Genomic DNA, 18,161 nt, shown 5'->3' on the forward strand with positions numbered 1-18,161 from the left:
TAGGCTTTTGCTCTTTTTATCTTATTCACTTTTGCTTATATTTTTTAAAAGCCGGATACCCTACTACTTCGCTCTTAAAACATTTGGTAGCCTTTCGCCCGCAAAAGACGCATGACAAATCCGCTTCCGACAGCTCCTAGAAAGCCGCATAACAAAATAGTAATATCCACTGGCTGCAGGCCTATGATCCGTTCACCCAGAATCCGAAATGATTCTCCTGCGCTGAATACGTAATCAAACGAGCTGATGTTGTCCACAATAGCGATGGTAACAAGCGGATAAATAAATGCCATAATCCACGTCATCCGCAGCAGCATGTTTAAAATAAACCCGATGCCGAAAAACAGCACAAAAAACAGCAGCGCCGACACGAGTACAGTTGCGATGTGCATGAAGTGATTCCCCCTATTTGTATATTAATAAGTGTACTGAATGCGCTTTAAAAGGTCAATGAGCGAAAATGTGACAAAAGCGGGTTAAAAGGCTCCACAGCGTCCTGCAGGCAGAAAAAAGCACCGGATACGAGGGGGAGTCATATCCGGTGCTTTGTAAAAGTATTTCCTTTTGGGAAGGAAATAAACTTTCCCGTCCTAGTATAGCCAGTTATAGCAAATTTTATTATAATTTTGCAAACCTTAAATAAAAAAGCGGTAGGCCGTATAGCCAAACTGCTCTCCTGGATCCGGAATTTCACGGCACGAAAGGCCTGCTTCTTTGAAAAGCTGAATCATACTGCGCAAAAGTACGGAGGTTTCCGGGCTTTCTTCCAATTCAGATGGCGGCATCCAGCAGGCATCCAGCAGTTCACCTTCATTTGCTTTCGGTTCTTTTTCCTCCGTAAGTGACATATGAAAGATAATCATTGTATCACTTATATCATTTTGAATCACACCCGACCGGATTCCGGCTACACCGCAAACAGCTGCTTCAATGCCTGTTTCTTCTTTTACCTCCCGCACAGCCGCTTCATCCGCTGTCTCCCCCGCATCCACAAACCCGGCTGGCAAAGACCACTGTCCCTTTAATCCTCCGTAGGATTTTTTCACGACCAGCCAGCGCCCTTTTTTATCTGTTACGACACCTGCTGCAGCAAGCCATACTTTTCCTCTTTTCATAAAACGCTTCCTTTCTGGAAATAAAAAAGAGCCTCTTTAAAAGAGGCTCCCAGGCTGTTGACAAACGCTTGCTTTCGGTGTCACTTGCCGGCTGTGAATGCTCATGACCCCCAAAAGGTCACTCCGCTTCCCAGCCGGCGGCGTTCCGGGAAAGCCAAACGTTTTCAATCAGCCTGATTTCTAACTTTGTCTACACTCTCAGAGCCTCTTTAAAAGAGGCTCCAGGCTGCCGGATAAACGTTTTGATCAGCCTGATGAATATTATAAAATGTTGAATTTCCCTTTTTTCAAGACAAGTGAAGGGCCGCCAATCATGAAAAGAGCACGGTTGTCGATCATTTTTTTCATGAATGATGCTTTTGTGCCTGTTAATTTTTTATCAAATACAACACCGATTGCATCGTCATCACCAAGAGAGCAGACTGTCCCTTTAATGTTTGGAACAAATGTTTCAAGGTCTGACTGGCCTTTTACAAGTTTCACAAGATTGCGCGCTACTGTCTCACCCTGCTGCATCGCAATCTGCGCTGTTGGCGGGTATGGACGGTTAATTTCTTCATTAATGACCAGTGAGCAGTCACCAAGTACGAAAATGTCTTCATGTCCCGGAGCACGAAGATCCGGATCAACTTTTACGCGGGCACGCATATTTTCAATGCCTGATTTTTCAATTACACTGCTTCCGCGGACACCTGCTGCCCATACAACTGTTCCTGCTTTGATTTCTTCTGTTTCATCTTCGCCTTTTGCCACGATGATGCCGTCGGCAGTCGCACCTTTAATTGGCGTGCCGATTTTAAACTCAACACCTTTTTTCTCAAGCTGGGCAACAGCATATTTAACAAGCTCAGGATCGAAGCCTGGAAGAACCATTGGTGCTGCTTCTACGCAATAGATACGAACTTTCGAATAATCAACATCATATTCTTTGCAAAGCTCAGGGATACGGTTGGTCAGTTCACCCAGAAATTCGATTCCTGTAAACCCGGCACCGCCGACTACAAAAGTTAAACGTTCATCATTTTTCTCTTCTTCATTTGCATATGTAGCAAATTGGAATTCAATATGATCACGAAGCTGGCGTGAAGTGTTTACGTTAGAAATAGTGAAAGCGTATTCCTTCAGTCCTTCGATACCAAATGTTTCGGATTCTCCGCCAAGCCCAACAACCAGGTAATCGTACTCCACTTCACCTGTATTTAAAATAACTTTCTTTTCTTCTGGTTTAATATCCTGTACTTCTGCACGGATAAATTCTACTTTGCTGCGGTTGATGACTGCATCCACATCGTAACGGACACGATCGTGGTGCATTGTGCCTGCTGATGCTTCATGAAGCCAGGTTGTTTCATAATGGTAATCATTTTTGTTGATCAGCACAATGTTAGCTTCATCTACAGATAATGCTTTTTGAAGACGTGTTACGGTAACAAGACCGCCATAACCAGCGCCCAGTACTACGATTTTCGGCTTTCTCACTGTCATCTTTATCCACCTCTATTAATATATTCCCGCAAAGAATGTGAGATTCTTCACGTATGGTTGCAAAAAAACATCTTTACTTTGTCACAAAATGTTAACAATATGCATAACTAGTTTTATCATAGACGTTTTACCGGCTTTTTTCAAGTTATTTCAACAAGAAATTTCAGATGAGACTTCATGAGAAAATTTCTGTAAAATAGGAAATCATAAAGGGGAGCCAGCATAAATGTATGTTTGCAGCCCATTTTGTATGCGTTTAAAAAAAGGGGGAATTGGAATGACAGATATTACAATCATTGGAGCAGGGCCAACCGGGTTATTTGCTGCTTTTTATGCCGGGATGCGCGGCGCTTCCGTCAAAATTATTGAAAGCCTGCCGCAGCCGGGCGGCCAGCTGTCTGCCCTGTACCCGGAAAAATTTATTTATGACGTGGCTGCTTTTCCTGCTGTGCGTGCCCAGGAGCTTGTTGATCGGCTCGTCGAGCAAATGAACCGCTTTCCCGTTGAGCTTTGTCTTGAAGAAGCCGTTGAAAATCTTCAAAAACAGCCGGATGGAACGATTCTTCTTCAAACAGACAAAGGAACACACGAAACAAAAGCCGTCATCATTACCGCGGGCAACGGCGCCTTTCAGCCGCGACGGCTGGAAATGGAAGGTGTGGATTCCCTTCCGAATGTCCACTATTTTATTAATGATCTATCCTCCTTTGCCGGACGGCGTGTTGCTGTGCTTGGCGGCGGCGATTCGGCCGTGGACTGGGCCATGATGCTTGAAAACACGGCAAAAGATGTAACAATTATTCACCGGCGCGATAAGTTCCGCGCCCACGAACACAGCGTGGAGCTTTTGCATGAATCACGTGTTCATGTGATGACGCCTTTCGTGCCTGCTTCATTTGACGGACAAACGCTTCATCTGGAGGAAGTAAAAGGCGACCGGAAAGAAACGCTTGAAATTGATGACCTTATCGTAAATTACGGGTTTATTTCTTCTCTCGGTCCAATGAAAAATTGGGGACTTACCATTGAAAAAAATTCGATTGTCGTCAATTCAAGGATGGAAACCAACATTGAAGGCGTATATGCAGCAGGCGATGTAGCTGCTTATGAGGGCAAAGTGAAGCTGATTGCGACAGGATTTGGCGAAGCGCCCACCGCTGTGAATAACGCCAAGTCTTACATTGACCCTGATGCAAAAGTGCAGCCGCTCCACAGCACATCCTTGTTTTAATTTCTTTGCTGCGGGTAAAGAATAAGGAAAAAGGGTGGTCAACTATGCATGTACTTGTTATAGGCGCAGCCGGTACAACAGGACGGCTCGTTGTCCGGAGCCTTGCGGAAAACATTCAGCATCTTGTAAAAGCCATGGTGCGCAGAACGGATCAGATGGCGGAAATGGAAAAGCTCGGAGCAAGGCCGGTCCTGGCAGATTTAGAACAGGATTTCAGCTATGCAATGAATGATGTAAATGCCGTTATTTTTGCGGCCGGCTCCGGTTCTTCAACCGGCCCGGAGAAAACAACAGCAGTGGATCGTGACGGAGCGGTCAAAGCGATCGATCTCGCCGTCTCTCATGGCATTGAACGATTTGTCATGCTCAGTTCAATGGGAGCCGATCAGCCGGATGCAGGCCCGGAATCTCTAAGGCACTATCTGCAGGCAAAACATGACGCGGACCTTCATTTAATGAAGAGCGGCTTAAGCTACACGATTATCCGGCCCGGAGCTCTTACCAACGAGCCTGGCTCTGGCAAAATTGAAGCTGCCGCCCGGGTGGAAAACCGGACCAATTCTATTTCAAGAGCCGATGTTGCCGAAGTTCTTGTCCAAAGCCTGCTTGCTGAAAAAACAGAAAGCCGGATTTTTGAGATTACAGGCGGCCATGTGCCGATCAGTGAAGCATTAAGCGGAATATAAATAAAAAAACCAGTCTGCCTTACCTTTCTTTTATCATGAAAAAAGCCTGCTGCGGTTACGCAGCAGGCTTTTTCACTTTTTTGCCCTTCGAGTCCGTCCATTTTTTCACGTTTTCAGCACCCTTAAGTTCAACTGGCTGTTTTGTGTCAATCCGGACTTCTTTTACTTCTTCTCCGCGCAGGTCAATTACCTGTCCTTTTTGAGGCGTGGAGATAACAACAGTATTATACTTCAGCCCTTCTCCCTGAAGAACAGCGGAATGCTTTACAACAATGCCTTTACTAAAGCGCGCTCCTTTATCAAATTCTAAATGAATTCCCGGCTTTGCCACAATAAATTGTTTCTTTTTCAAGGCAGGCACATAAACAATAGCTTCTTCGGTGCTGTCCTCTTTAAAAGCTGTTCGAATGACAACCGGGTCATGGTCACTGGCGCGTCCATGCTCTTCCATAAACTGCGAATTTGTATGGACAATATCTACTTCCGTTGAAGGCGCCATGTTATTTGTAACCAGGATATGATCAAGCACCTGTGCGTTCCCCTGGTAGGAATACGTATACCGTTCTTCTGCCGGCACTTTTTCAATCATATTAATCAGGTCGTCTCCCTTTAAAATAGACAGTGACTCGGTAAATTCAAAATCATTAAAATCACCGACAAGAACGATATTGGCATCTGGATCAGCGGTTTTTACGCTTTCCACAAAATTGTTCACTACAGCGGCAATTTGCCTGCGCTGCACTTCACTTCCCAAATACGGCGGCTGGTTTTTTCCAAATAACGGCTCGTCCCCGCCTTTTGAGTTAAAATGATTTGCCACAACAATGACGCTTTCACCATTAAATGTGAACTGCGCGGCAACTGGCTTCCGGCTGTTTGCAAAAGCAGCGTTTTCCGGGTCAATCCGGCCAGGGTTCACAGTCAGCCGGCCATCTGCGTATGCGACCGCTTCTGTTGGAGTACCTGCCGTTCCTGCAGCCAATGAAACGCGCTCAGGATTATATAAGAAGCCTACGCGGATGTTTCCGCCTGGCTGTCCTCCGTCCATTTTATTTTCTGGAGCCACATCGGTGTAAACATAAGATGGGCCGCCAAGATCTTCAATTGCTTTAATAAGGACTGCAGCGCTTTCTGCCGCATCGGTTGTTCCGGAATCAGCCGGTCCATCGTTATCCTGCACTTCCGTTACCCCGATAATATCCGGCGACTTCATTCCGTTCACAATGCCGGCAGCCAGCCGGTTTGTTTTATCTGGACCGGAGGCGGCCGAGAAGTTTTCCAGATTATAAGAAGCGATTGTCAATCCGTCTTCCGTTGCAGCAAGCGTTGTTTCTTCACCTGTTAAGCCGCCATCAATAAGCTCCGGCGCATTATCAACAAGCACTTTAAAATTGCTGTAGCCGTAGCTGACTACGCCTGTTACATTGCCGGCAAACGAATCTCCCGTTTTGGCTGCAAACTCTTCATCATCCAAGTCAAGATGGATGCGCTCGGGGTTGTAATCTGTTTCTGTAATGCGCAGGGCGCCGGCTGCTGTATTGGTTTCAACGCTTTCCGGCACAACCACCACTTCCCCATAATTTTGCGGGGCGACTACTTTTGGATTATTTACCTGGATACGCATGCCTTCCACGCTTTCCCAAAAGTCAATTCCGTCTTCTGCCGGGTCAAATGCACCGAACTGGTCGTTGTCGATTACTTCTGTCGGAAGCATTCTGTTTTCATTGATTACAACAGGTTCCGGCAGGGGATAGCCCGAGCTTTTTTTCGCTACGGCAGAAGCATTAATTTCTGTCACAGGAAGGTCAGTCTGCAGCTTTTCGGCATATCCGTCAAGCACCCATTCTTTTACTGTGCCGTTTACGCTGACAAGATCGCCCTGCGTCAGGCTGTGTGCTTTTTTATAAACAAGAATCCCTTCCGAAGTGTTTTCGTCTTTATCTGCTTCAATGCTTTGCATATAAAAGTTATTCCCATCCACGATGTGCGTTACAACACCTTCTACATTTTGGACAGCTGCATTGTTATACGGCGAGGTGTGTCCCGCTCCTTGAATATCATGAATACGGACAGTATCTTTTTGAATGACATACGTAAATTGAGACACAGCACTGTCCGACAGGCCGTTTTTAAAGGCTTTCGCTTTAATTGTTTTATTTGACTCAATCACAATCGGTTCTGAAAAAAGCGGACTTTCCTTTGTCGGTTCAGAGCCATCCAATGTATAGTGTATGGCCGCGCCTTCTGTCGGCGATGAAAGCACTACCTTTGTTCCCGCCTGTACGGCACCGGCAGCCGGATTTGCTGTGACAGCCCCGACGGCTGATGAATCGGCTGCGATATCCCCTGCACTGCGCGGAATTAATTGATAGACGTTATTGTAGGAACCCAAAACACCTGTGATAGAATCATAGCTTGTATCCACAGCAAGCAGTGCAGCATCCTGCGGACGGATTTGAAATTCGTTTCCTTCCTTATCTGCTGCCGTGTAATTGCCTCCCGAAAAGCCGGAGACGGAAACATTGTTTATTTTAACAAGAGTTCCTTCATATGACTCGCTTAAGCCAGACGCTTTTATTTCCTGCGGCGCCGGCACGCTGTCTTTGCCTGTTACGGTTACGCCGCCCGGCTGAACAGCAATTTCCAGAAGGGAATTGTAATCGTCGATTTTTCCTTTTACATCCACCACATCGCCAGGCACAGCATTTATGCCCGACCCGTATAAAACTATGCCGGCTGTTTCATCCTGGATATAAACTGTGTTTCCAAAAACAGCCGTCACCGTACCGGACGTTGATACATCGGTGCCTTCCGCTTTTTGACGGACAGCTGAAATGGATTCTTTCGCAGGCTCCGCTGGTTCTTCCGGCTCTTCTGTGCTGTCATCTGCTAGAGTAATAGATGTCGGGCTTCTAAGGCCTGGCACAGTGAAGTACGGTTCTAAAGAGCCCGTTACTTGAATTTTTTTGCCCAGGTTTTCCGGGTGATTTGCCAGGCTGAATTCAGCGCGGAAAGAAGCTGTCAGCTGCACCGGCAAAATTTTGGCCGGATCGGTTTCCCCCGCTTCGTCTGCAATCGCGATATTATAGTCTCCAAACCGATTAGGGTCCGCTGTATAGCTATTTTTAGCTAGTGTATAGCCGACAATATATCCTTCTACAGCCGCGGTCCCTGAATTATTAGCGATCGCATCCGCTACTGTGATAGAAGCTGCGCTTGCCGGCGCTTGAAATGGAAGCAGTGTGCCAATGACAAGTACAAGAGCAAATAAACTCTGTCCTAACTTTCTCATTCAAAAACTCCTCTCCGAAATATACTGGCTGTTTTAAAACTATTTTTATTGTAATCTATTTTTTATTGTAAGCTAAAAACTTTACATATAATTTAAAAAAGTTTAATAAATATAAAAAACGGGTAATTTTTCCTTTGTAATATTATAGGTATAAATTCATTTCAGTCCCTTCTCCGCTTTGGGAATGGGAGATTTTTTATGGTGTATAGTAAAGGGAAAGAACCATGAAGGGAGAGAATCAGCCTGTATCAAGATTGGTTTATGCTGCAGTTTGTATTGATTTTTTTCGTCACTTTCTTCATTGTCGTTCCACTGGCTGCCTTCTGGATTACTCGAAAAAGAAAATCAGGCTAACAAAAAAGCTTCTGCTTGTATTTATCTACAAGCAGAAGCTTTTTTTGAACTTAATGAAAAGCATCAGCAGTTTTCCGGCGTTCCTTCATTCGTTTTTGTTCTGAAGGAAGATCCACAGCCGCATGAAGCAATCGCATTTGGATTGTCAATCGTAAAGCCGCCTCCCATAAGAGACTGCTTGTAATCCACAACGGTTCCCTTTAAGATAGGCGCATCATTTTTGGCGACCACGATCGGAATGCCATACTGGTTTAGCTGGATATCGCCTTCTTCAGCATCCGGGGTAAAGCCCATGCCGTATGACAGCCCGCTGCAGCCTCCGCCATGGACGGCTACACGAAGAAACGACTCTTCTTCTTCGTTTTGCTTCATCATATCTTTTATTTGAAAAGCCGCAGCTTCCGTAATTGTCACAACTTGTTGTTCAGACAAATGAAATCTCTCCTTTCATTTTCTTTTAGTATACGTGGAACTAAAAAAATCCTCAACTGAACCGCTCACTTCATTTTCAGCAAAAATAATTCTTTTTAACCTGATTTTCTGTATAATAAAATAAGCAAAAAGACCTTTAAATGAAATCAAGGAGGTTTAAACAATGTCAAACGTCCCACTTATTTACAATAAAACAATGAAATGCTCTCATTGCCAGCAATCCTTCAATACGACAAAAGTTCGAAAGAGTACGATCAAAACAGCCGGACAGGATACGGATTTAAAGCCCATTTATGAAGCCGGACAGGTTAATCCCCTTTTTTACAATGTTCATGTCTGCTTTCATTGCGGATATTCGTTTACAGAGGATTTTACCCCTTATTTTGCGCCCGGAACAGCAGAAGTGCTTAAAGCGTCTGTTTCCGATCACTGGGTTAATCAGGATTTCAGCGGAGAACGTTCGCCTTCGCAGGCCATAAAAAGCTACAAGCTGGCTCTTTATTCAGGTGTGTTAAAAAAAGAAAAACATTTAACACTGGCCGGGCTTGCTCTGCGGACGGCATGGATTTACAGAGACCTGGGCCGCAAAAAAGAAGAAAAGCGTTTTTTATCCATCGCGGTTCGTGAATATGAGGAAGCATTCTCGCTGGAAGATGTAGCCGAAAAAATGTCAGAAATTAAAGTACTTTATTTGCTTGGGGAGTTAAACCGTAAACTGGGAAGAAACGATAAAGCGGTTTCCTATTTTTCAAAAGTAATTGAGCGCCAGCGAAATTCAAATGAAAAGCAAATAATTGAAATGGCCCGCGACCGCTGGCATGAACTGCGGGACGGGGCTGGAATAGAAGAAGAATCCGTTTAAAAAACCGGGTGTCCTGCAGGGCGCCCGGTTTTAGTGGTTTAAAACAGCCATGTTTCGTCTATAAAAGTATATATATTAGACACAAGCTCTTCCGGCGTTGCTCCGCTGACAACTTCACCATTTACAAGAGCAAACGGCGAATCGGAACAGCGCGTGCAGTAGCTGAGGCAGCCGTATTCGATAACATCAAGGTTAGGGTCCTGTTCAAGCTTTTCAAATGCTGATTGTGATCCGCTGGCTAAATTACTGACACAAAATTCTATAATCGGCTTCATTTCTTTTTCACCTCACCCGTTTATTGTACTACCAATCCAGCACAGAAAAAAGCGGGAAGTTTTCCTGATCCGTGTTGTATAATAAGGGCATTTTCGCTATACTCGGATATGAATAAACAGCTTAACGTACATAAGAATATGAAGCAGAGGAGTTATACATATGAAACATTTAGTTTTGCTTGGAGGCGGCTATGGCAATATGCGCATTCTGCTAAGGCTGCTGCCCAATCATCTGCCGGATGATGTACAAATCACACTAGTGGATAAAGTCCCTTATCACTGCTTGAAAACAGAATATTACGCTCTGGCAGCTGGAACCGCTTCCGATCATGAAGTTCGTGTTTCCTTTCCCGAGCATGAAAAGTTAAACATTGTTTATGACGAAATTACCTCCATTAATTTGGAACAAAAAGAAATAGAACTGAAAGCAGGCGGCGCGCTCGCCTATGACGATCTTGTCATCGGGCTTGGCTGTGAAGATAAGTACCATGGGGTTCCGGGTGCTGCTGAATATACATACAGCATCCAATCTATCCAAAAATCCCGGGCTACCTACGAAAAACTGAACAATATGCCTGCTGGTTCAAAAGTCGGCATTGTAGGCGCCGGCCTTTCGGGTATTGAGCTGGCAAGCGAACTTCGCGAGAGCCGTCCTGATCTTGATATCAAGCTGTTTGACCGCGGGCCGCGTATCTTAAAGGACTTCCCTCAGCGCTTGAGCCGGTATATTGAAAAATGGTTCACCGATCATGGAGTCAAAGTAGTGAGTGACGCAAATATTACCCGTGTTGAACCGGACCGGATTTATAACCATGAAGACGTTTATGAAATGGACGCGGTTGTATGGACGGCAGGAATTCAGCCGAGCCAGGTTGTTCGTGAAATGAAGGTTGAAAAAGACCGTTCCGATCGAGTTGTACTGACTCCGCATCATAACCTGCCGGGCAACGAACATGTATATGTAGTGGGAGACTGCGCAAGCCTGCCTCACGCGCCAAGTGCACAGCTTGCAGAGGAACAGGCAGAGCAGATTGTAGAAGTTCTTCAAAAACGCTGGAGAAATGAGCCGCTGCCGGAAACAATGCCGGAAATGAAGCTAAAAGGCGTTCTCGGCTCACTCGGCAAAAAGCAGGGCTTCGGCTTTGTAGCCGACCGTGCCATTACTGGACGGGTTGCCCGCTTTTTAAAATCAGGCGTCCTCTGGATGTACAAATACCATAATGGATAAACAGACCTATCCTACTCCAGACAAGAAATAGTGTCTCTTAAGGCGGTATCGCCCTAAACGAATAAATGCCGGCCATTACAGCAATGGCGCCATACTAAAAAGCAGAAATGTTCTGTATCTGAACATTTCTGCTTTTTCCTCTGCTTATTGTGTTTAAAGACCGAGCGAAATATATTTCACTTCCAGAAATTCCTCCATGCCATGGTGCCCGCCTTCACGGCCGAGCCCGCTTTCTTTAAAGCCGCCAAATGGCGCCTGGGCTACAGACGGCAGGCCGTCGTTTAAACCGACAATTCCATATTCAAGCCCTTCACTGATTTCAATCGCTTCTGTAATATCATTGGAAAAAACATAAGCAGCAAGGCCGAATGGCGTATTGTTTGCCCGCTCGATCACTTCATCTACTGTTTTGTAGACGGCAATTGGCGCCAGAGGGCCAAACGTCTCTTCTACCATGCAGTCCATATCATCCGTAACATTTGTTAAGACGGCAGGCGTAATAAAATTCCCGCTTGCCTCTCCGCCCATCTCGATGACAGCGCCTTTCTTTTTGGCGTCTTCAAGCTGGCTCTTTACTTTTTCAACTGCATCCGCATCAACAAGCGGCCCGATGTTTACTCCTTCTTCCAGTCCGTTGCCGACACGCAGCTGAGCTACTTCCGCTTTGAAGGCTTCCGTAAATTCTTTTTGAAGAGATTCATGCACATAAACACGGTTTGCACAAACACAGGTCTGACCGGCATTGCGGAATTTCGATCCGATCAGTCCTTTTGCGGCTTTTTGAATGTCGGCATTCTCCGTCACAATAAACGGTGCATGCCCGCCAAGCTCAAGCGATACTTTTTTCATTGTATCGGCTGCCTGCTTCATAAGCACTTTGCCAATTTCCGTTGAACCGGTAAATGTCAGCTTCCGTACACGGCTGTCGTCCATCCAGGCGCCTGCCACAGCTTTTGAATCTCCCGTGACTATATTTAAAACGCCTTTTGGAATTCCCGCTTCATGCGCGAGTTCAACGAGCTTCAAAGCAGTAAGCGGTGTAGATGAAGCTGGTTTTACAACAGCTGTACAGCCCGATGCGAGGGCTGGGCCGACTTTTCGTGTAATCATCGCCGCTGGAAAATTCCAGGGTGTAATGGCCGCCACAACGCCGACCGGCTGGCGCGAGACAAACAAACGTTTTTTCGGATCGGAGGCAGGGATGGTTTCACCGTAAATTCGCTTGCCCTCTTCTGCATACCAGGAAATAAAGCTGTTTGCATAGTTGACTTCACCAATTGCTTCCTGAAGCGGCTTGCCCTGTTCTTCCGTCATAATGCGCCCTATTTCTTCTTTGTTTTCTTCAATAAGGGAATGCCATTTCATCAGGAGTCCGGACCGCTCGCCTGCTGTTTTTTTTGCCCATGTTTTAAACGCTTCATAAGCAGCGTCTACAGCTTGCTTTGCTTCATTTGCGCCGCCTTTTGGGACAGTAGCGAATGCTTCATCAGTTGCCGGATTTACAATGGTTATTTTTTCATCTCCTGCAACCCACTGGCCGTTTATGTACATTTTCCATTCTTTCAAAGAAATCCTCTCCTTTTTAATCCACTCAGTATTTTATTGCCTCCGCTTTTGTTTTTAAACACAATTCTTTTCATTTCTCGTTCTTGTGCTGAGAATAATACGCTTGATTTTGCCTTTCGTAACAGGAGAAATTGCATTTTCAATTTAAAATCATTATAATATATGTATGGAATCGAAAGGAGCCGATGATTCATGCAAACACAAGAACAAGAAATGTTCAGTGACGTCCAGGAAGTACTTGATAAATTACGCCCATTCCTGCTTCGTGACGGCGGCGACTGTGAACTCGTTGATGTTGAAGACGGGATTGTAAAACTTCGCCTGCTCGGCGCGTGCGGCAGCTGCCCTAGTTCGACGATTACACTAAAAGCAGGAATTGAGCGCGCATTGCTCGAAGAAGTTCCTGGCGTTGTTGAAGTGGAACAGGTATTTTAATGAAAAAGAGCTGATCCTGCTGACAGGATCGGCTCTTTTTTCATATTTAAAACTGCAGAACGTCTTTATTGACGAGCGTTTTAGGCGGTCGCTGATCGAATACGGCCTCAATATTATCACAGCACGTTTCCATCATGGCCAGCCTTGTTTCTCTGGATGCACTGCCGATATGCGGAAGTGCCACTACATTTTTCATTGTTAAAAATGGATGATCCGCCCCAATAGGCTCTTTATCGAACACATCAAGACCCGCCGCCGCAATATCACCGGCTTCAAGCGCGTCAATCAGCGCCTGCTCGTTAATGATCGGTCCGCGGCTTGCGTTAATAAAAATCGCTTCTTTTTTCATTTTTTGAAAGTGCTTCCGCTGAAACATTCCACGTGTATCGTCATTTAAAGGAGCCAGGCAGATCACGAAATCTGATTCCTGCAGCAGCGCATCAAAGCTTCGGTATTGGGCTCCAAGCATTTCTTCCGCCACTTCATGCCGCTTTCGGTTGTGATAAAGAATTTCCATATCAAAGCCCGCTGCCCGTTTTGCTACAGCTGTTCCGATTTTGCCCATTCCAACAATGCCGATTTTTTTATGATGCACATCTGTTCCAACAAGCATCATAGGCGCCCAGCTTGTCCATTTCCCCTCTTTTACGAATTCAGATGCTTCTGTCATGCGGCGGGCCGTGGCTAAAAGAAGGGCAAAAGCCAGGTCTGCTGTTGTATCGGTTAAAACATCGGGTGTATTGCAAATGGCCACTCCATGGCGGCTGGCAGCCTCGAGATCAATATTATCAAACCCGACAGCCATATTGGCCACGACCTTCAGCCGGCCGGCTCGTGAAAGCAATTCGTTATCAATTACATCAGAAATAACCGTTAACAGCGCATCGGCCACAGCAGCTTTCTCAAGCAGTATTTCTCTTGGAACCGCTTTATCTTCTTCAGTCCAGGCTTCAACCTGATAAGACGCAGAAAGCCTTGACACAATAGCGTCCGGTACTTTTCTTGTTATATACACAAATGGCTTCACACAGTGCACCCCGTTTCAGATTATTCCGTCTTATTGTATCATTTTCGACATGAGTATGTCACAATGAAAAAGGGTATGAGAAAAGTGGAAATACATATACTGATAAAAAAGGTGTGTTGACGATGACCATTGAAGAAAAACCTGTCATGAGTATGTCTGAAAAAACAGCGCGCCGCTGGATCGGTGAGCGCGGCGTAAAAGTAGAGGACATTGCCGAACTTGTTGTTTATCTGCAAAAGCCCTATCATCCCGATTTAAAGCTTGAGGATGCCATGGAGCATGTTGAAGCAGTGCTTCGCAAGCGGGAAGTGCAAAATGCGGTTTTAACCGGTATCCAGCTCGATATGCTGGCGGAAAAAAAACAGCTTGAAGAACCGCTGCTGTCCATTATTCAAACAGATGAAGGGCTTTATGGGCTCGATGAAACCATTGCAACAGCGATTATAAACGTTTACGGAACAATCGGGCTTACAAGCTACGGCTATATCGATAAACAAAAGCCGGGTATTCTGCAGTTCTTAAATGACAAATCCACCGGCCAGGTCCATACTTTTTTAGATGATATTGTCGGCGCTATTGCCGCAGCGGCTGCAAGCCGTCTTGCCCACCGCGCCGCGCATACAGAATAACAAAACAGGCTGCTTTGTAAAGGCAGCCTGTTTTTTATTTAGGGCGGTATATCCAATGCCAGGGTCGGCCGCCCCTAACGTACAGAAAACCGCCCTAAATTTCGAAATACCGCCCCAAATGGACAGTTTTTTCTCTGGCCGGGGCTGATTCACCAATAAGCTTGATGCAGCCTGTTTTGTTATCGCTTCTCAAGCGGCTTAATGGCCGGGCCTTCAAGCACTTTTCCATCATACGAAAATCTTGAGCCGTGGCATGGGCAGTCCCACGACCGTTCCGCGTCATTCCAGGTTGTTTCGCAGCCCATATGCGTGCAGGTAATATCAACCAGGTGGCAGTGCCCTGTTTCATCTTTATAAGCCCCTGTTTTCTTTCCATCAACCTCTACAACGCCGCCTTCTCCGGGCAGCAAAGCATCTACAGTAATCGACGGTCTTTTTAATTTTCCGCTGACCAGATCTTTGGCGACTTTTGCGTTTTGGGCCACAAATGTTTTTATATCTGCCGGTTTCATCTTCTCCCGCTTTGGATCATACAGCTCTTTATACCGGCTGTCTCCTTTTACAATCAAATCGGTAATCAGATTCGCAGCAACGGTTCCGCCCGTCATGCCCCATTTCGCATAGCCGGTTGCTACATATAAATTGTCATGATTTCGCCCGATATACGGGACACGGTCAAGGGTGATCAAATCCTGCGCCGACCACCGGTAACGAATTTCTTTCGCACCGAAATATTGTTCCGCAAATTCAGCCAGCTCCTCAAAATGGCGGATTGTTTCCTGCTTGCTGTTGCCGGCCGGATGATTTTCACCGCCAATAATAAGAAGCTGTTCGCCGTTTTCCATTGTTGCATAGCGGACAGACCGGGAAGGCTTATCCTCACTTATATACATACCTGCTTTCAGCGGATGTTCGCTTTTAACGCCAATTGCATAGGATCGTTCAGGGTGAAGTTTGGCGAAGTAAGCCCCATCAAAATCGTTAAATGGAAAATGCGAAGCAACCACAATATGTTCGCCGATCAATTTATATCCGTCTGTTGTTTTCACAGCATTCCCATCAACCGCTTCTGCTCTCGTTCCTTCAAAAATCTGCACGCGGCCTGCCATATCCTGCACAAGCGCCTCTAAAAATTTCACCGGGTGGAATTGCGCCTGGTTTCGCATCACCAGTGCTTCCTCTACCTGAAACGGCAAATTCATTTGAGCGGCATCTCCGGCCAGGCCGCCGTTGATGCCGAGCTTTTCATACGCCTTAAGCTCTTTTTCAAGCATCGGTCTCATTTCACCGGTCGTAATATACACATAAGCATCCTGCGGAGTAAAATCACATTCAATGTTCAGTTCATCCACCGTTTGTTTTAAAAAGGCAATCGCTTCTTCATTGGCTTCATAATAAAGCCTCGCTTTTTCTTCCCCAAAAGTCCGAATGAGCTTGTCATAAATTAAGCTGTGCTGGGCGGTCACCTTGGCCGTTGTAAAACCGGTTGTCCCATCCGTTAAACGGCCTGCCTCAATAAGGGCAACCTGCTTTCCTTCTTTCGACAGTTTCCAGGCGGTTAAAATTCCGGTAATCCCTCCGCCGACAATAACAGCGTCTGCTGTTATGTTTTCTTGCAGGGGCGGAAACGCAAGTGGTGCTTCATGATCTTTCCAGTAGGATATTGATTCATTTGGAATTCGCATAATGGCCTCCCTATAAGTAGTCATAACTTTTATATACCCGGGTCCGGCCATTTTTACCCAAAAAAAGAAACAGCAATGTGCTGTTTCTTAAAGCTCCCACTCGTTTAAATTGTTTCTTGTATGTGTCGGCTGGATTTCATACCGCTCCAAAAATTCCGGCCGGGTTACGCCTGTGAACACAAGCAGCGTATCGATCCCAATGTTTATCCCCGCCCGGATATCTGTATCGTAGTAGTCCCCAATCATCACTGTTTCTTCTTTCGACGTTCCCAGCACTTCAAGCGCCTGTTCCATAATAATCGGCTCCGGTTTGCCGATAAAGAGCGGCTGCGTTTCCGTTGAAACAGATACAACAGACGTAAGGGAGCCATTCCCCGGCAGGAGACCCCGTTCTGACGGGATGGCAATGTCACCGTTTGTCGAGATAAAACGGGCGCCGTTCCGCACAGCCAGGCAGGCGCCCGCAAGCTTTTCGTATGTAATGCCGCGGTCGATTCCGGTCACCACATAATCCGGATGCTCATGTGTGACCACTTCCATCCCATATTCTGTGAGCGCATTTAAAATACCGTCTTCTCCAATCACATAAATAGATGCCCCCGGCTTTTCTTCACGAATAAACTGGGCAGTCGCGCGTGATGTCGTAAATACATTTTCCGGTGTTGTATGGATTCCCATTTTCACAAGCTTATCGGCCACCTGCTCGGGCGTCCGGGATGAATTGTTTGTGACAAATAAATAGGGAAGACCTGCTGCATTCAGCCGGTCAATAAATTCAGCCGCTCCCGGAATTACTTGCGTACCGGCATACATCGTGCCGTCTAAGTCAATTAAATAACCTTTATACCGTGTCATTTTCCTTCTCCTTCTTCTGGTAAAAATGCTGAAACCGGTCCAAGTTCGTTTTCCAAATACGTGCGGACACGATCTGGAAAGTCCGCCACCTCTTTTTTATTGGCTACCAGGACCGCTGTTAGTTCATCATGTGAAATGGATACATAATCGCGCACCAGCATTTTCCGCAGGCGGATTACATCTTTTAAAGGAGCCGATTGTTCGGGCAAAATGACTTTTTCGTCATCCATAATATCGATGATATCCTCATAACTTCCCGGATCGCGCATAATAAAGCCGTCGATCATTGCATTGCCAACATCAATAATGGATTCCACTACTGTGTGGGCAATCCGTTCAAGTGCCGCTTTTTCAATAGCTGTGCCCCAGGCAGGCTGCGAGTGAAAAAGGTCCAGCTGCTGCTCCATGAAACGGAGTGTTGCTTCCATCTTTTTACGGTCAATAAAGTACACAGGACATCCTTCCTTTCCGCTCTTATTGTATCATGTGATACAATGGTTGAAAATGGACAGCGGAGGACAATACATGAGCGAACGTTTTTTTCTATATGATGAAAAGGATCATACAATCACGAGGTTTGTCAGCTTTGCCGGCGAGCATGCACGGTATGATTTTGCTTTAATGCAGACAGACCGCTATTACGGAAAACAAATCGTTATAAACCTGCAGGGCAATACATATGCGATTATCGGGCGCGACGATTTAGACGAACCCGGTTACATTGAATACGCCTTTAATATGAGCGAAAAAGAAGCCGCAGAGCTTAAAGAATTTTTATATGAAGTGATTTAATGAAAACACTGCTTTGTTTTAAACAAAGCAGTGTTGAAAAACAACAGAATTTGTTTTTTCTTGAAACGGAACGGGCGGAGGGCTGGCGGCGAAGACTCCCGCAGGACGAGCGGAAGCGGACGAGCTGAAACAGGCAATGCGAAGCGATGGCTGTTCAGCGTTCGCCCTGCAGGAAAGCGAAGCCGGCAGACTGCAGCCTCTGGCACTGCTTT

The 18,161-nt window shown here is 45.9% G+C and carries 18 protein-coding genes; 7 read left to right on the plus strand and 11 right to left on the minus strand.

The features are described from left to right. Positions 1–74 precede the first annotated feature (74 nt). The 3 genes from VP98_RS11855 to VP98_RS11865 all read right to left on the minus strand — a co-directional run bounded on the left by VP98_RS11855 (position 75) and on the right by VP98_RS11865 (position 2,594). Positions 75–392 (minus strand): YuiB family protein, encoded by a 318-nt coding sequence (locus VP98_RS11855; protein ID WP_046175610.1) that lies wholly within the window; start codon positions 390–392, stop codon positions 75–77. Between the two features lie 243 nt (positions 393–635). Continuing rightward, complete coding sequence (locus tag VP98_RS11860) at positions 636–1,115, minus strand: NUDIX domain-containing protein (protein ID WP_046175611.1); 480 nt, start codon at positions 1,113–1,115, stop codon at positions 636–638. 261 nt (positions 1,116–1,376) lie between these two features. Then, complete coding sequence (locus VP98_RS11865) at positions 1,377–2,594, minus strand: NAD(P)/FAD-dependent oxidoreductase (protein ID WP_046175678.1); 1,218 nt, start codon at positions 2,592–2,594, stop codon at positions 1,377–1,379. A 283-nt stretch (positions 2,595–2,877) separates the two neighbouring features. Here VP98_RS11865 and VP98_RS11870 point away from each other — a divergent pair, with 283 nt between their 5' ends. Together VP98_RS11870 and VP98_RS11875 are read left to right on the plus strand one after the other, a co-directional pair. After that, positions 2,878–3,831: an NAD(P)/FAD-dependent oxidoreductase gene (locus VP98_RS11870; protein ID WP_156151383.1), complete on the plus strand. Its 954-nt coding sequence runs from the start codon at positions 2,878–2,880 to the stop codon at positions 3,829–3,831. Between the two features lie 44 nt (positions 3,832–3,875). Further along, complete coding sequence (locus tag VP98_RS11875) at positions 3,876–4,517, plus strand: SDR family oxidoreductase (RefSeq protein WP_046175613.1); 642 nt, start codon at positions 3,876–3,878, stop codon at positions 4,515–4,517. A gap of 55 nt (positions 4,518–4,572) precedes the next feature. On the opposite strand, the gene VP98_RS11880 is transcribed toward VP98_RS11875, so the two are convergent. After that, on the minus strand, positions 4,573–7,809 hold the full coding sequence (locus tag VP98_RS11880; protein ID WP_046175614.1) for a DUF6359 domain-containing protein: 3,237 nt from the start codon (positions 7,807–7,809) through the stop codon (positions 4,573–4,575). Positions 7,810–8,226: 417 nt separating this feature from the next. Further along, positions 8,227–8,595, minus strand: coding sequence for a HesB/IscA family protein (locus VP98_RS11885; protein WP_082087923.1), 369 nt, complete (start codon positions 8,593–8,595; stop codon positions 8,227–8,229). Positions 8,596–8,758: 163 nt separating this feature from the next. On the opposite strand from VP98_RS11885, the gene VP98_RS11890 reads away from it, so the two are divergent. After that, positions 8,759–9,457, plus strand: a complete 699-nt coding sequence (locus tag VP98_RS11890; protein ID WP_046175615.1) for a DUF2225 domain-containing protein — start codon at positions 8,759–8,761, stop codon at positions 9,455–9,457. Positions 9,458–9,495: 38 nt separating this feature from the next. On the opposite strand, the gene VP98_RS11895 is transcribed toward VP98_RS11890, so the two are convergent. Beyond that, positions 9,496–9,732: a YuzB family protein gene (locus VP98_RS11895; protein ID WP_046175616.1), complete on the minus strand. Its 237-nt coding sequence runs from the start codon at positions 9,730–9,732 to the stop codon at positions 9,496–9,498. 160 nt (positions 9,733–9,892) lie between these two features. Here VP98_RS11895 and VP98_RS11900 point away from each other — a divergent pair, with 160 nt between their 5' ends. After that, positions 9,893–10,960, plus strand: coding sequence for an NAD(P)/FAD-dependent oxidoreductase (locus VP98_RS11900; RefSeq protein WP_046175617.1), 1,068 nt, complete (start codon positions 9,893–9,895; stop codon positions 10,958–10,960). A 153-nt stretch (positions 10,961–11,113) separates the two neighbouring features. Here the strand turns inward: VP98_RS11900 and VP98_RS11905 are convergent, their stop codons facing one another. Continuing rightward, entirely contained in the window at positions 11,114–12,511 is a 1,398-nt protein-coding gene (locus VP98_RS11905; protein ID WP_046175680.1) for an NAD-dependent succinate-semialdehyde dehydrogenase, read from the minus strand. A gap of 207 nt (positions 12,512–12,718) precedes the next feature. Here VP98_RS11905 and VP98_RS11910 point away from each other — a divergent pair, with 207 nt between their 5' ends. Beyond that, complete coding sequence (locus tag VP98_RS11910) at positions 12,719–12,961, plus strand: NifU family protein (RefSeq protein ID WP_046175618.1); 243 nt, start codon at positions 12,719–12,721, stop codon at positions 12,959–12,961. A gap of 46 nt (positions 12,962–13,007) precedes the next feature. Here VP98_RS11910 and VP98_RS11915 read toward each other — a convergent pair whose 3' ends face one another. After that, positions 13,008–13,988 carry a 2-hydroxyacid dehydrogenase gene (locus VP98_RS11915; RefSeq protein ID WP_046175619.1) on the minus strand — a complete coding sequence of 327 codons (981 nt, stop codon included), beginning with the start codon at positions 13,986–13,988 and terminating at the stop codon, positions 13,008–13,010. A gap of 122 nt (positions 13,989–14,110) precedes the next feature. Between VP98_RS11915 and VP98_RS11920 the strand changes: the two genes are divergently transcribed. Next, positions 14,111–14,617 carry a phosphatidylglycerophosphatase A family protein gene (locus VP98_RS11920; RefSeq protein WP_046175620.1) on the plus strand — a complete coding sequence of 169 codons (507 nt, stop codon included), beginning with the start codon at positions 14,111–14,113 and terminating at the stop codon, positions 14,615–14,617. A 179-nt stretch (positions 14,618–14,796) separates the two neighbouring features. Here the strand turns inward: VP98_RS11920 and VP98_RS11925 are convergent, their stop codons facing one another. The 3 genes from VP98_RS11925 to VP98_RS11935 all read right to left on the minus strand — a co-directional run bounded on the left by VP98_RS11925 (position 14,797) and on the right by VP98_RS11935 (position 17,609). Further along, positions 14,797–16,302: an FAD-dependent oxidoreductase gene (locus VP98_RS11925; protein WP_046175621.1), complete on the minus strand. Its 1,506-nt coding sequence runs from the start codon at positions 16,300–16,302 to the stop codon at positions 14,797–14,799. An 87-nt stretch (positions 16,303–16,389) separates the two neighbouring features. Beyond that, complete coding sequence (locus VP98_RS11930; RefSeq protein ID WP_046175622.1) at positions 16,390–17,157, minus strand: TIGR01457 family HAD-type hydrolase; 768 nt, start codon at positions 17,155–17,157, stop codon at positions 16,390–16,392. After that, entirely contained in the window at positions 17,154–17,609 is a 456-nt protein-coding gene (locus tag VP98_RS11935; RefSeq protein WP_046175623.1) for a DUF86 domain-containing protein, read from the minus strand. Before VP98_RS11935 ends, VP98_RS11930 begins: the two co-directional genes overlap by 4 nt. A gap of 73 nt (positions 17,610–17,682) precedes the next feature. Between VP98_RS11935 and VP98_RS11940 the strand changes: the two genes are divergently transcribed. Next, entirely contained in the window at positions 17,683–17,949 is a 267-nt protein-coding gene (locus VP98_RS11940; protein WP_046175624.1) for a DUF3055 domain-containing protein, read from the plus strand. Positions 17,950–18,161: the final 212 nt, after the last annotated feature.

Source organism: Domibacillus indicus (assembly GCF_000970685.1).
GTDB classification, from domain to species: Bacteria; Bacillota; Bacilli; order Bacillales; family Domibacillaceae; genus Domibacillus; species Domibacillus indicus.

What these genes read in the sequence shown, in the direction of transcription:
- VP98_RS11875 (WP_046175613.1), top strand. Translation starts at nt 3,876, where the DNA reads ATGCATGTACTTGTTATAGGCGCAGCCGGTACAACAGGACGGCTCGTT.
- VP98_RS11890 (WP_046175615.1), top strand. Translation starts at nt 8,759, where the DNA reads ATGTCAAACGTCCCACTTATTTACAATAAAACAATGAAATGCTCTCAT.
- VP98_RS11860 (WP_046175611.1), bottom strand. Translation starts at nt 1,115, where the DNA reads ATGAAAAGAGGAAAAGTATGGCTTGCTGCAGCAGGTGTCGTAACAGAT.
- VP98_RS11900 (WP_046175617.1), top strand. Translation starts at nt 9,893, where the DNA reads ATGAAACATTTAGTTTTGCTTGGAGGCGGCTATGGCAATATGCGCATT.
- VP98_RS11880 (WP_046175614.1), bottom strand. Translation starts at nt 7,809, where the DNA reads ATGAGAAAGTTAGGACAGAGTTTATTTGCTCTTGTACTTGTCATTGGC.
- VP98_RS11870 (WP_156151383.1), top strand. Translation starts at nt 2,878, where the DNA reads ATGACAGATATTACAATCATTGGAGCAGGGCCAACCGGGTTATTTGCT.
- VP98_RS11895 (WP_046175616.1), bottom strand. Translation starts at nt 9,732, where the DNA reads ATGAAGCCGATTATAGAATTTTGTGTCAGTAATTTAGCCAGCGGATCA.
- VP98_RS11940 (WP_046175624.1), top strand. Translation starts at nt 17,683, where the DNA reads ATGAGCGAACGTTTTTTTCTATATGATGAAAAGGATCATACAATCACG.
- VP98_RS11930 (WP_046175622.1), bottom strand. Translation starts at nt 17,157, where the DNA reads ATGACACGGTATAAAGGTTATTTAATTGACTTAGACGGCACGATGTAT.
- VP98_RS11910 (WP_046175618.1), top strand. Translation starts at nt 12,719, where the DNA reads ATGCAAACACAAGAACAAGAAATGTTCAGTGACGTCCAGGAAGTACTT.
- VP98_RS11925 (WP_046175621.1), bottom strand. Translation starts at nt 16,302, where the DNA reads ATGCGAATTCCAAATGAATCAATATCCTACTGGAAAGATCATGAAGCA.
- VP98_RS11905 (WP_046175680.1), bottom strand. Translation starts at nt 12,511, where the DNA reads ATGTACATAAACGGCCAGTGGGTTGCAGGAGATGAAAAAATAACCATT.
- VP98_RS11855 (WP_046175610.1), bottom strand. Translation starts at nt 392, where the DNA reads ATGCACATCGCAACTGTACTCGTGTCGGCGCTGCTGTTTTTTGTGCTG.
- VP98_RS11920 (WP_046175620.1), top strand. Translation starts at nt 14,111, where the DNA reads ATGACCATTGAAGAAAAACCTGTCATGAGTATGTCTGAAAAAACAGCG.